13 protein-coding genes are annotated in these 12,843 nt (G+C 37.9%); 9 read left to right on the plus strand and 4 right to left on the minus strand.

Annotated elements, in window-relative coordinates; translation table 11 throughout:
- Nucleotides 1-57 precede the first annotated feature (57 nt).
- From rsmI to IEV09_RS07395, 4 genes are all read left to right on the plus strand, one after another.
- Nucleotides 58-921, plus strand: coding sequence for a 16S rRNA (cytidine(1402)-2'-O)-methyltransferase (gene rsmI, locus IEV09_RS07380; RefSeq protein WP_188367647.1), 864 nt, complete (start codon nt 58-60; stop codon nt 919-921).
- An 81-nt stretch (nt 922-1,002) separates the two neighbouring features.
- Complete coding sequence (locus tag IEV09_RS07385; protein ID WP_188367648.1) at nt 1,003-1,419, plus strand: GNAT family N-acetyltransferase; 417 nt, start codon at nt 1,003-1,005, stop codon at nt 1,417-1,419.
- Between the two features lie 73 nt (nt 1,420-1,492).
- Nucleotides 1,493-2,602 carry a DNA polymerase IV gene (dinB, locus tag IEV09_RS07390; RefSeq protein ID WP_188367649.1) on the plus strand — a complete coding sequence of 370 codons (1,110 nt, stop codon included), beginning with the start codon at nt 1,493-1,495 and terminating at the stop codon, nt 2,600-2,602.
- A gap of 24 nt (nt 2,603-2,626) precedes the next feature.
- On the plus strand, nt 2,627-3,190 hold the full coding sequence (locus tag IEV09_RS07395) for a D-glycero-alpha-D-manno-heptose-1,7-bisphosphate 7-phosphatase (protein WP_188367650.1): 564 nt from the start codon (nt 2,627-2,629) through the stop codon (nt 3,188-3,190).
- A 53-nt stretch (nt 3,191-3,243) separates the two neighbouring features.
- Here IEV09_RS07395 and nrdG read toward each other — a convergent pair whose 3' ends face one another.
- Together nrdG and nrdD are read right to left on the minus strand one after the other, a co-directional pair.
- Complete coding sequence (gene nrdG, locus IEV09_RS07400; RefSeq protein WP_188367651.1) at nt 3,244-3,840, minus strand: anaerobic ribonucleoside-triphosphate reductase activating protein; 597 nt, start codon at nt 3,838-3,840, stop codon at nt 3,244-3,246.
- 15 nt (nt 3,841-3,855) lie between these two features.
- Nucleotides 3,856-6,048, minus strand: a complete 2,193-nt coding sequence (gene nrdD, locus IEV09_RS07405; RefSeq protein ID WP_188367652.1) for an anaerobic ribonucleoside-triphosphate reductase — start codon at nt 6,046-6,048, stop codon at nt 3,856-3,858.
- Nucleotides 6,049-6,337: 289 nt separating this feature from the next.
- Here nrdD and IEV09_RS07410 point away from each other — a divergent pair, with 289 nt between their 5' ends.
- Entirely contained in the window at nt 6,338-7,426 is a 1,089-nt protein-coding gene (locus IEV09_RS07410) for a M42 family metallopeptidase (protein ID WP_188367653.1), read from the plus strand.
- Nucleotides 7,427-7,484: 58 nt separating this feature from the next.
- Here IEV09_RS07410 and IEV09_RS07415 read toward each other — a convergent pair whose 3' ends face one another.
- Nucleotides 7,485-8,882: a sigma-70 family RNA polymerase sigma factor gene (locus IEV09_RS07415; protein ID WP_188367654.1), complete on the minus strand. Its 1,398-nt coding sequence runs from the start codon at nt 8,880-8,882 to the stop codon at nt 7,485-7,487.
- A 177-nt stretch (nt 8,883-9,059) separates the two neighbouring features.
- Between IEV09_RS07415 and IEV09_RS07420 the strand changes: the two genes are divergently transcribed.
- The 3 genes from IEV09_RS07420 to IEV09_RS07430 all read left to right on the plus strand — a co-directional run bounded on the left by IEV09_RS07420 (nt 9,060) and on the right by IEV09_RS07430 (nt 11,235).
- Nucleotides 9,060-9,800: an MBL fold metallo-hydrolase gene (locus IEV09_RS07420; protein WP_188367655.1), complete on the plus strand. Its 741-nt coding sequence runs from the start codon at nt 9,060-9,062 to the stop codon at nt 9,798-9,800.
- 12 nt (nt 9,801-9,812) lie between these two features.
- Complete coding sequence (gene lplA / locus IEV09_RS07425; RefSeq protein WP_188367656.1) at nt 9,813-10,817, plus strand: lipoate--protein ligase; 1,005 nt, start codon at nt 9,813-9,815, stop codon at nt 10,815-10,817.
- A gap of 274 nt (nt 10,818-11,091) precedes the next feature.
- Nucleotides 11,092-11,235: a hypothetical protein gene (locus tag IEV09_RS07430; protein WP_188367657.1), complete on the plus strand. Its 144-nt coding sequence runs from the start codon at nt 11,092-11,094 to the stop codon at nt 11,233-11,235.
- A gap of 248 nt (nt 11,236-11,483) precedes the next feature.
- On the opposite strand, the gene IEV09_RS07435 is transcribed toward IEV09_RS07430, so the two are convergent.
- The gene (locus IEV09_RS07435) at nt 11,484-12,182 is read right to left on the minus strand and encodes a MurR/RpiR family transcriptional regulator (RefSeq protein ID WP_188367658.1); all 699 of its coding nucleotides are present in this window, start codon (nt 12,180-12,182) and stop codon (nt 11,484-11,486) included.
- A gap of 42 nt (nt 12,183-12,224) precedes the next feature.
- On the opposite strand from IEV09_RS07435, the gene IEV09_RS07440 reads away from it, so the two are divergent.
- Nucleotides 12,225-12,842 carry an AAA family ATPase gene (locus tag IEV09_RS07440; protein WP_188367659.1) on the plus strand — a complete coding sequence of 206 codons (618 nt, stop codon included), beginning with the start codon at nt 12,225-12,227 and terminating at the stop codon, nt 12,840-12,842.
- The last annotated feature ends 1 nt before the right edge of the window (nt 12,843 follow it).

Genomic DNA, 12,843 nt, shown 5'->3' on the forward strand with positions numbered 1-12,843 from the left:
ACATACAAAAATAGGGGCGTGGCGGAGGTCATAGCCCCTTTTTAAGAGGTGAAGAAAATGGATGTTCAAATGAGTTTTAAAGGGGTAGAATCGGGGATTTTATACTTGGTCCCAACGCCTATCGGCAACTTAGAAGATATGACGTTTCGAAGTGTCCGAATATTAAAAGAAGTCGCATTAATCGCTAGTGAAGATACAAGAAACACACAGAAATTATTAAACCATTTTGAAATCACGACTCCACAACGCAGTTTTCACGAGCATAATTATAAAGAACGCATTCCTCAATTGATTGAATTGTTGCAATCAGGCTCATCGATTGCTCAAGTCAGTGATGCGGGTATGCCCTCGATTAGTGATCCCGGGCATGAATTGGTAGTGGCCTGTATTGAAGCGAAAGTTAAAGTGGTGGCATTGCCAGGACCGACTGCAGGTTTAACGGCATTAATTGCTTCTGGTTTAAGTCCGCAGCCCCATTACTTCCATGGTTTTTTACCACGCAAGAAAAAAGAACAACAAGAAGTTCTAGCGCAGTTTAAACAAGAAAAAGCGACGGTGATTTACTATGAATCACCGCATCGTATCCAAAAAACCGTCCAAGTCATGATGGACATTTTTGGTGAAACACGTCAAGCGGTTGTTTGTCGTGAATTAACGAAACTCCATGAAGAATACTTACGAGGCACGTTAGCAGAGTTGAATGACTACTTGAAGGAACATACAATCAAAGGGGAATGTTGTCTAATGGTCGCAGGTTCAACAGAGAGCCCAGAAGAAATCATTGATAATCGTAGCTTGAAAGAGCAAGTCGAAGAGCTGATTGCTCAAGGACTAAAACCAAATGATAGTATTAAAGAAGTGGCGAAACGCAATCAATTAAAAAAACAAGTCGTCTACAATGAGTACCACGAGATTGCTTAAAACCAACGACTAGAGGATTTTTGTCTTCTAGTCGATTTTTTGATTTTTAATAAAGATTGGCAGTGAAAGGTGTGTCATAAAATGTTTTTTAAACGAACAAATAAATACCAAGGGGTGGCGGTCTTATCGGAGCAAAGAGAATACATATCCGAACCGGAGAAGATTCGCCAGGCGTTAAAACAAACAGGGAATTATGGTTTTGACCTTTACGATGACCGAGAAAAAATCGGTTTTATTTTGTTACGGCAGTTCTCAGAAAAAGGATTTTTTTTATGGGATTTTATCATTGATCAAAAACATCAAAATAAAGGTTATGGGACAATCTTCTTAGGGGAATTAATGCCCTTTTTAGAGAGTGAATTTGGCGCTCAACTTTTGACGACAACATACATTGAAGGCAATCATCATGCACAGTATTTGTATGAAAAAACAGGGTTTGTTGAAATGGATCGTGTGCAAGTTGATACTGTTTGGGAAGTAAACTTGAAAAAAGAGTGATCATTGTCTAAGGGGCAACCATCACTTGCATGAGAACGTTTGTTTGTATTATAATTAGGGTGAGGTGAGGCGGATGGAGTTAACATTTCCTTTGAAAAATGATTTATCACGTAAAATTATTCATATCGATATGGACGCTTTTTTTGCCTCGGTGGAAGAAAGAGACAATCCAGAACTGGCGACGAAACCATTGGTGATTGCGAGGCATCCGAATGATACAAAGGGGCGTGGTGTCGTAACCACAGCCAACTATTTGGCACGTCAATACGGCATCCATTCAGCGATGAGTGCGCAAAAAGCGTATGAACTTTGTCCGCATGCGGTATTTATTCCGGGAAGTTATGAAAAGTATCGGACGATTTCAGATGCCGTCCGTCAAATATTTTTACGATATACCGACTTAATTGAGCCGGTTTCAATTGATGAAGCCTATCTTGATGTGACGAATAATAAAATCAACAGTAGATCGGCGATTAAAGTCGCCAAGTTGATTCAGCAAGATATTTGGCGTGAATTACATTTAACGTGTTCAGCAGGCGTCAGCTACAATAAATTTTTAGCTAAACTGGCTTCCGATTTTCAAAAACCAAGAGGCTTAACGGTCGTTACACCAGAAGATGCCCATGATTTTTTGATGGTTTTACCGATTGAAGAATTTTATGGCATCGGTAAAAAAACGGTACCGATTATGCATGAATTAGGTATCTTTACAGGAAAAGATTTGTACGAGATGAAAGAGATGGATTTGATTCGTCGTTTTGGCAAACGCGGCTATTCGCTTTACCGCAAAGTGCGAGGCATTCATAATGCACCGGTTGTGACGACACGTGAACGCAAATCAATTGGAAAAGAACATACTTACGGTAGCCCTTTAGTGACGGAAGATGAAGTTCTACGACAATTACGCCAGTTGTCAGAAGAAGTCGAACAAGCACTAGCAAGGCATCAGAAACACGGAAAAACGATTGTGTTGAAAGTTCGTTATGATGACTTTCAAACGATAACTAAACGGGTGACACTGAGAGATTACATTCGTTACAAAGAAGACATTTTTTCGCAGAGTACACTGATTTGGGAAAATTTAGCTAGCTCAGATAAAGGGATTCGTTTATTAGGCATCACGTTGACCAATCTTGATCCAGTGACATTTGAGAACATCGTCTTACCATTATGGGAAAAATAACTAACGAAGGGGTGCGTTTTATTCATGAAAAAAGCGATTTTTTGGGATTTATTAGGGACCTTAGGCGGGGATAGTCGTACGTTGATTAACCAAGAATTTACTTTTTTTGAAGAGGCGATTCCAGCGCTTAAGAAAGCAACGACTCACGGTTATTTGAATATTATTGTAACGAATCAAAGCCATATTGGACACGGTCGCATAACGATTGAAGAATATGAACGGGCCTTAAGTCAGTTACTCCAGCAATTAGCCGATAACGGCGTCCAAATAACCGATGTTTATACTTGTCCACACACAAGGCAAGAAGCGTGTATTTGCAAAAAACCAAAGCCTTTTTTAGTCAAAGAGGCACTAAAAAAATATGAATTAGAGTCATCTCAATGTTATATCATTGGTGATTCTGGCACGAATGATGTCATGTTAGCGCATCAACTTCAACTGAAGAGTATTTTAGTCTTAACCGGAGAAGGGATTCGTAGTTTAACCGATCAAAGAAACGCTTGGTCTGAAACAAGTCCAACCCACATTGCAGAAAACAGTTTGGATGCTATCAACAAAATCATTGGTTTTCAAATCATCGAGCAGTAAAGAATACAAAAAAACCGTTACGAAATCAATTGATTTTGTAACGGTTTTTTAGATTAAATTGATTTTTTTATTTGCTCGAATTGGTGTTCACCATCGACACATTTATCCCAAATCACAGCTTGCTTTGCAGCCAGTGATTTTTTGACATCAATAATGCGTTGATTGCTACTCCCGCGAAATTGTAAGTTTAAGTTCTTTTTCGTGAGTTCAAAGCGACCATCAACTAAAATGTCAATTTTACTTAACAGTTCGAGTTTGTCATCTGTCTCTAAGAGTAATTCTTCGAAGGTATAACCTGACCAACTCCAAATATCTTTTGTCTCACCAAAGGTTGCTTTAACTTGATCAACGACACGTAAACAAACGTCAGTATTTAGGAAAGGTTCACCGCCTAGTAAGGTCAAGCCTTGAACGGAAGGGTGGGCCAGGTCCTCAAGAATTTGTTCCTCAAGTTCTTTGGAATAGGGTATACCGTAGCGAAAATTTTGTATCGCCTTATTAAAGCAGCCTTCGCAAGCGAAAAGACAGCCGCTGACATACAGGCTGTTGCGAACCCCTTCACCATCAACAAAATTAAAAGCTTTATAATCAGCAACATGATTTTGACTGTAGTCTTTGGCCGACCATTCTTTTGGTTTTGGATTTCTCACTTGCAATTCGCTCCTTTATTTCATGTGTTTGACACGGGCTGAAATTTCTTTGTGACGACCGTGAACCATTGGACGCGCTTGTGGATTACCTAGATAGCCACATGTCCGTTTCACGACATCACATGTTTTTGGATCGTTATTGCCACATTGTGGGCATTGGAATCCTCGTTCGGTTGGATTAAAATCCCCTTCGTAACCACATTCATAGCAGTGATCGATTGGTGTGTTGGTACCCAGATAACCCACACGGTCATAAGAATAATCCCAGACAGCTTCTAGGGCTTTTGGATTTTGTTGCAAGACAGGGTATTCACAGTAATGAATGAACCCGCCTGAACAATATTTTGGATAATCTTTTTCAAAGTCGAGCTTCTCAAAAGGTGTCGGATTTTTACGTACATCATAGTGGAAACTATTTGTGTAGTAATCTTTGTCGGTAATATTTTCAACGATGCCAAATTTTTCTGTATCTAAACGACAGAAGCGATCGGTTAAACTTTCACTTGGTGTCGAGTAGACGCTAAAATGATAACCATATTCATCGGACCAATCATCAACGTGAGCTTTTAAAGTTTTTAAAATCGTAAATGTAAATTCTTTGGCGTCGGTATTTTTTTCCCATTCACCACCAAAGAAAGAGGCAGCGACTTCATAAAGTCCGATATAACCTAAAGAAACAGTTGCGCGACGCTTGTTAAAGAGTTGATCGACCTCTTCATTGCGTTTCAAACGTTCGCCAAAGGCACCATACATATATAGAATCGGCGCATTGGCAGGACTGGCTTCTTTACAACGGTTAATGCGATAAATCAATGCGTCTTTGACGATGCTTAAACGTTCTTCTAAGAGACTCCAGAAACGATCGGCATTCCCGTTCGCTTCAAGTGCAACACGTGGTAAGTTCAATGTAACAACACCTAGATTCATGCGTCCAACGTTTACTTCTTGATCATTTTCGTCTTTCCAACCTTGTAAAAATGAACGACAACCCATTGGAACTTTAAAGCTACCGGTTAATTCAACGATTTTATCGTAATTTAGCACGTCTGGATACATCCGTTTTGTGGCACACTCTAAAGCCAATTGCTTAATATCATAGTTTGGATCTGTCGGATTGGCATTGACACCACGTTTCATTGAGAAAATCAATTTAGGGAAAATCGCCGTACGACCTTCTTTACCTAAGCCTTTGATGCGGTTTTGTAAAATCGCTCGTTGAATTTCACGCTCAAACCAGTTGGTTCCTAAACCAAAACCAAGCGAAGTAAAAGGGGTTTGTCCATTTGACGTGAAAAGGGTATTAATTTCATACTCTAAACTTTGCATCGCATCGTAAATGTTTTTACGAGTCTGCTTGTAAGCATAGTCTTCTTGACGTTCCGCGCCATCAATCCACTCTTTGGCATCGGCTAAATGTTTTTCGAAGTTTAATTTGGCAAAAGGTGCTAATAATTCATCGATTCGATCAGCAGAGCAGCCACCATATTGACTCGAGGCAACGTTAGCGATGATTTGTGAAATTTGAGCAGTTGCTGTTTGAATCGATTTTGGTGATTCGACATCCGCGTTCCCAATTTTAAAACCATTATTTAACATACTATTAAAATCAATTAAGCAACAATTTGTCATTGGTGCATAAGGATGATAATCCAAATCATGATAATGGATATCTCCCTTTTGATGGGCATTTGCTACGTGCGGAGGTAACATTTTTAAGCCAATTGACTTCCCAACAATTCCAGCGGTTAAATCACGTTGAGTATTGAAAACGTCACTGTCTTTATTGGCATTTTCGTTAATTATTTGTTGATCTTTGCTCATTAATTTTTCGATTGTAAAATTAATATCGGTGGCTTTGCTACGTTCAAAGTCACGACGAGTCCGGTAATGAATATAGTGTTCTGCTAGAGCATATTCACCGTTTTCTAGTAAAATATGTTCAACAATATTTTGAATTTCATAAATTTTAATATTTTCGGTAAAACGAGTGGCAATTTCTAAATCAACTTTTTCCACAACTTTTAAAATTTGTTCATGATCAAGTGGCGATAAATCACCAGAAATTTGCTGTTTGGCTTTGACAAGTGCATCGTAAATTTTTTGGTCATCAAAATCAACTGAGCGGCCATCACGCTTGATAATTTTCATACTTGCTAGACTTGGATAGAGTGAAATAATTTGCTCACTCTTTCTCTTTGTGTTCATCATTCTTACCAACTCCTTAAATAGTTCTTATTTATCATATGCTAAAATCAAGTGATAATCAACTATATATAGTGTCTTTTTTCAGTCTTTTAAAAAACTAGATACCACATATAGTGTTTATTCATTTGTGTGAAATTATAAAAGTCAATGAAAATAAGGTTTCGTTGTCGTTTTCAATTGCACAAAGTGAATAAAAAAAGCTTGTGATGAATAATTTAAATAAGAATGTCCAAATTGTCAGAAAGTAATGCTATAATAAAGCGTATCCAAAAATAAAGGAGTGTCAAAACGCATGTTAGAAAAAAAAGACGAACAACTATTAATTGACTTAACTTCCGCCCGTGGCGTACCAGGAAATGAGGAAGAAGTTCGCGAAGTATTTAAAACATATGCGAAAGATTTCGCAGAAGATATTTTTTTTGACGGACTAGGTAGTGTCATTGCCAAACATTCTGGAGTCAATGGTGGCGGGCCAAAAATCTTCGTTTCAGGTCATATGGACGAAGTTGGTTTTATGGTTACAAAAATTAGCGAAAAAGGTTTTATCGAATTCCAAACGCTTGGCGGTTGGTGGGGACAAGTCATGTTGGCTCAACAAGTTGAAATTAAAACACAAGCTGGAAAAATTATCCACGGTGTGATTGGATCAAAACCTCCACATGTTTTAACACCAGATGCGCGTACAAAACCATATGATGTGAAAGACATGTTTATCGATATCGGTGCAACAAGCGAAGACGAAGCAAAAGGTTGGGGCATTCGTCCGGGCGATATGATTACGCCATATATTGAATACAAACGTATGAACGATAGTAAATTCTTATTAGCTAAAGCGTGGGATAACCGTGTAGGAACCGCTGTTTCATTACGCGTGTTAGAAAACTTAGCGAAAGAAGGACACGATAACTGCTTATTTGCAGGAAGTAGTGTGATGGAAGAAGTTGGTTTACGTGGGGCGCGTACGAGCACTCATTTAGTTAATCCAGATATTGCGATTGCTTTAGACACAGGGACTGCCGGAGATACACCGGGCATGACACCTAAAGAAGCCGATTCTGTCTTAGGTAAAGGGCCACAAGTTTTAATTTTTGATGCTTCAATGATTCCACACAAAAAATTATTAAACTTTGTCATTGGTGTTGCTGAAGAAATGGAAATCCCATTCCAATACACTGTGATTGCAGGTGGTGGAACCGATGGTGGTGCGATGCATCAAACACGTAATGGTGTCCCATCGATTGCGATTACCGTTCCGGTTCGTTACTTACACTCACATACTTCTGTGATTCATGAAGATGACTATTTAAATACCGTAAAATTAGTAACCGAAGTTGTTCGTCGTCTAGATGATGCCGCGGTGAAAGAGATTTTAAGTTACTAAGAGCGATGATAGATAAAATAAGAGGTACCCATTCTTGGGGTACCTCTTATTTTTATTTTCAGATGACTTGCTTCGAAGATGACAGCCGATTTTGTTTAAAATAACGATAATAGTCGAAACTAAGTACACAGGTAACATAGATCGGGACACTAATTAGTAGAATCAGCAAAAGGTCCCGCATTGCAAATAAGGAAGCAAAATGGACACCTTTAATACACAAGGTTGAAAGCACGTAAGACAAAGGTGCGAAGAATAAGTAACGGATCACGGTTTGTATTTTTTTCGTTTTTCGTGTAACTAGGATGAATAGAAAGAGTATGGCCGATAGTGTCGCTGTGATCAGGAAATAGTATGTCAGAAAGAATCGAGGCAACGTTACGATACCACCATTGTCAATCATTTTTTCACCAAAGAGTAAGACATCGTTTATTTGATTTTCGGAAACATAATAGACGGAAGTGACCGGTTCGTCATTTGGATTTAAAACAATGGTCTTTGTTGCTTGTTTATTCAACAATTGGCTTCCCAAAGTACGCCAAGCGGTGACCGAATAAATCGCCCCCTTTTTATTTTCCACAAGGGATTGATCGATTTGAAAACCCGAAACGTTCTCACTGAAATGTACCAGAATCTCACCATTTTCTTGTTCTGTAATCGATACGATGGTGTCAGAATAGGGAATCGGACGAGGTTTTGTCAGAACGTTGATAATGACAATCGAACAAATAAACGCTAGCATCGTAGCAAATAAAACGGTAGTTAATTTGTTTTTCATGAGTGTTGCTTTTACTTTTTTTAGTCCGTAACTATTGATATCCATAGGAATAGCCTCGCTGATTGTCATTTCGTCTAATTCGTTTTGACAAGACCGACACGTTTGAAGGTGCTCTTCTACGAGTGTTTTGGTTTCTGGACTGACAATCTCTTCTTTATATAACGGTAAAAGATCTTGAATGATCGAACAGTTAGTCTTCATTTTCAATTCTCCATTCCTCTTTGATTTTTTTCGTGCTCGATGGTAGGTCACACAAGCCCAGTTTTCACTTTTTTGGAAAAGAGCCCCAATTTGTTTGAAACTTAGTTCGCTAAAAATCCGAAGTGAAAAGACCTCTTTGTAGGGCTCGTTCAAAGCGTGAATCAATTGATGAATTTTCATAGATGTTTCTTTTTCTTGCATCGAACGTTCGATGTTTAGCGTATCGATTTTTTCGGGCAATTCATCAACGAGGATCATTTTGTTATTTTTGCGTAAATAAGAAAAATAGCTATTTTTGGCAATTTGGCATAACCACACAGGAATGTCACAGGTTCCGTTAAAAGTATCAATTGATTGCATGGCTTTGATAAATGTTTCTGAAGTAATCTCCTCAGCTATTTGCTCGTTGTAGGCTAAACTTTTGACGTATAAATAGACCGCACGGAAATAAGTATGATATATTTCTTCAAAATCATTCACAGCTTCACCTCCCTTTACTTATAAGACGCACATAAGCGAATAATCTGACAAGAATCTTGAATTTTTCTTTTTTTGATGGCTATTTTAAGCATAGCCATATGATAAGATAGAGTCAAACGATTGTTATTTTTTTCATTTTTAGAAAAATATGATACGCTATCTTTGGAGGTGGAATCAATGAAAATCACAACATTAGGTTGCCTAGGAGCATACCCGTATAACGGACAAGGAACGACTAGTTTTTTAATCGAATCAGAAGGTTATCATTTATTGTTAGATGCAGGTAGTGGTACTTTGTTAGAGCTTGAGAAAGTCCTCAATCCACTTGATTTAGATGCAGTGATTATCAGTCATTATCATCATGACCATATCGCTGATTTAGGTGTTTTACAATATTACTGGCAATTGTATCCGAAAACGAAGGAACGACCGCTTTTACCGATTTATGGACATGGGGAAGATCCGATTGCTTTCGAACGTCTCACACTACCGAATGTTTCACAGGGATATGACTATTTACACGAAAAAATCCTTGAAATCGGGCCTTTCTCGATAACTTTTATGAAAACAATCCATCCCGTTATTTGTTATGCGATGCGAATTGTGGAAAAGTCGACAGGAAAAGTTTTTGTTTTTACGGGAGACTCAGGTTATTTAGAAGCTTTCATTGATTTTACAGCGGAGGCGGATTTATTTTTAGCAGACACGTATTTATTTGCGGGAAATGAAAAACATTTTGCCCATTTCACTTCAAAAGAAGCGGGCGAAATTGCGAAAGCCGCACGGGTTAAACAGTTAGTCTTAACTCATTTACCACAACATGGGGATTTAACACAATTACAAAAAGAAGCACAAGAGGCAGCAGGTGCAGCGGTCGTAGTATCGCTAGCAGAAGTAGGAAAAGTATTTACAATATAGGGGGATTTTTAAATGATTTTTGTACCAAATACGATTCATGATCCAAAAATAAACTTAGCCATTGAGACATTTTTACTACAAGAAATGAAAATTGATGAACCAATTTTGCTTTTTTATATTAATGAACCATCGATTATCATTGGTAGAAACCAAAATACGATTGAAGAAATCAATCAAGACTATGTGGAAGAAAAAGGGATTCATGTTGTTCGCCGTTTAAGTGGTGGTGGCGCCGTTTACCACGACTTTGGAAACTTGAATTTTAGTTTCATCATGCCAGATGATGGCAATTCATTCCGTGATTTTGCCAAAGTCACTCAACCGATAATTCAAGCACTACATGAACTAGGTGTGACGGGAGCAGAGTTAAAAGGGCGCAATGATTTAGTGATCGGTGAGAAGAAATTCTCAGGCAATGCGATGTATGCGACAAGTGGTCGAATGTTTGCTCATGGAACGATTATGTTTGATAGTGAGATTGATGAAGTCGTTAATGCGTTAAAAGTTCGTGCCGATAAAATTGCATCAAAAGGCATTAAATCCATTCGTTCACGCGTTACTAACATCAAACCATTTTTAGATGCGAATCACGAAGCGATGGATACCGATGCTTTTGCCCAAGCCATTCTCTTTAAAATCTTTGGTGTGGATTCAATGGACGACATTAAAACATACACGTTAACAGAGGAAGATTGGAAAAAAGTTCATACCATTTCGGAAAAATATTATGCGAATTGGGAATGGAATTATGGCAAATCACCAAAATTCGAATTAGAACGTCGCAAACGATTCCCAATCGGTTCTGTTGAAATGAAATTAAATGTTCAAAAAGGAGTCATTTCTGAAATTAGAATCTATGGCGATTTCTTTGGATTAGGAGAAATCAAAGACGTTGAAGACCAATTAACCGGTGTGAAATATGAAAAAGAAGCATTAAAAGAAGCCATCGAAAAAATCAACATCAGCAAATACTTCGGTAATATCACAGAAGAAGACCTATTAGAATTGATTTATTAATAAAGAGGCTATAAATAAAGTGTCCAACGACGAAGGATTAAGCAAAGAATCGTTTGAAAGTGTTCTTTACTTTCAAAAAGATTATGGCTTAATCTCAAGTCGTTACTTTATTTATGCCGTTTCATAAAAAGAGGTCGTTGCTTTGGAGCGTTTTGTTGCGAGAGATAACGAAGCCGTCGGAAAAATCGTTTTTTGATTTTATCCGAGGGAAGAGTTATTTCCGAGCAACAGCTCCAACAACACCGTTTCATAAAGAGGCTATTTAGAGAGCGTTATGACACGAAAAATAAGACGAATCTGGAAAGAAATGGCACTTTCATTTTTACCGGAAGCAGGCTTATCTCCGAATATCTGCTCCAAAAATGCCGTTTCAGAAAAAGAAGCTATAGCTAAAGTGCTCAACGATGAAGGTTTCTAGTTTAAATCTAAGATGCTACTTTATTTATACTATCTAAAAAAACCAAATAGAGGTGTGGCGAAAGTCGCATCCTCTGTTTGTTTTTTTTGTGTTAATGACGAACTTAAGGTCTTTTTTACTATTAATAAGTTCGTTTTTATAGCTAAACATGTTTTTAAATCACTAAAAATTTTTATTATTCGTGTAAAAACCATACAAAGGATAAAATCCTCGCTATAATAACGAGGAAGAAAACAATCTTTCCTCTTTTAGACGATTCGCTCTTTTAAGGCAGCGTGTAAAAGCACTTCGAATTGATTTAATGCGGTCCCAAAAAATAAGTTTGGTGTAAATTCTTGAATCGTACGGGGTGAATACGTACCGGTGCTAATTGTTAAGCTAGATAAATCACCAATTTTTGATTTTTTTTCACCGACAAAAGCAATGGTTGCCATGTGATGTTTTTTGGCGGTATCTGCGAGTTCAACTAAACGTTGGGTATCACCAGAATTCGAAATGATAAAAAGCAAAATTTCTTCAGAAACATTTTCACGCAAAAATTCTAAATGGCTATTGGCAGTTGCTCGAAAACCATACAAATTCAAGGATTCACTCATGTAATTAGCGATGTTTTGAGAAAATCCAGAAGCTAAAACCATCATCCGTTTGTCTTTGTACTGATTGAGTAGTTGAGAAAAGTGAAGAATTTCTTCTTGAGTCACAAGTGTATCACTGATAGGTGCAAGTGAAACGGTTGCTGGCTGTAAAGAAAAAACGAGTTCACTATAGCCAGAAAAGCCGATTTTTTTGCACATATTTACAATCGTAGCAGTTGAGACGTAGGCATGTTTGGCTACTTCTCGAATACCAATTTTTTTTAACCCTTCTTTGTTTTGATCCATGAAACGAAGGGCACGAGACTCGGAATCGTTTAATTGATATTTTTCAATTAAATTTTCAATATTCATTTTTATGTCACCTCAAAAAATAATAGATAGGAGCATTATACCATGGAAAACGAAAAAATTATTCAAGACCCTTGGGCAAGAACAACAACTAGAAATGGCTTAGTCGGAGATGAAGTCATTTCTGCTTTACAAAAATCAATCCGTCGTGGGTACGAGAAGGCGGCTTGTGAGTTTGCTTATGAAATGTACATCACTTCACCACAATACGAGGAGAAACTATGGCGTCGTTTATTAGCGATCTCAGTAGAAGATATCGGTATGGGTGATCCCCAAGCGGCATTAATGGTTCATACTTTTAACCAAATGCGTAAAGAATTTCAATACAATGAGTCCGATCGTTTAATGTACATTATCCACGCGATTCGTTACTTATGTGCATGTGAGAAAGATCGTTCGTCTGATTTATTAAAAAATATTATGATTAAAAGCTTTGCGATGGGGCATGTACCAGAAATCCCAGATTATGCATTAGACAAGCATACGACTCGCGGAATGAAAATGGGACGCGATTCGCATCATTTCTTACACGAAGCAAGTAAAGTAATCCCTCAAGCAGAAGTGCATAACGATTACAAAGAGCAATACGATGAAATCTTAAAACACTATGATCCGAATAATACAGTCGAAAACGCCTTCCAGTTTAATACTTGGCAAGTGTAGG

The sequence above is a fragment of the Enterococcus alcedinis genome (assembly GCF_014635985.1).
Classification (GTDB): Bacteria; Bacillota; Bacilli; order Lactobacillales; family Enterococcaceae; genus Enterococcus_I; species Enterococcus_I alcedinis.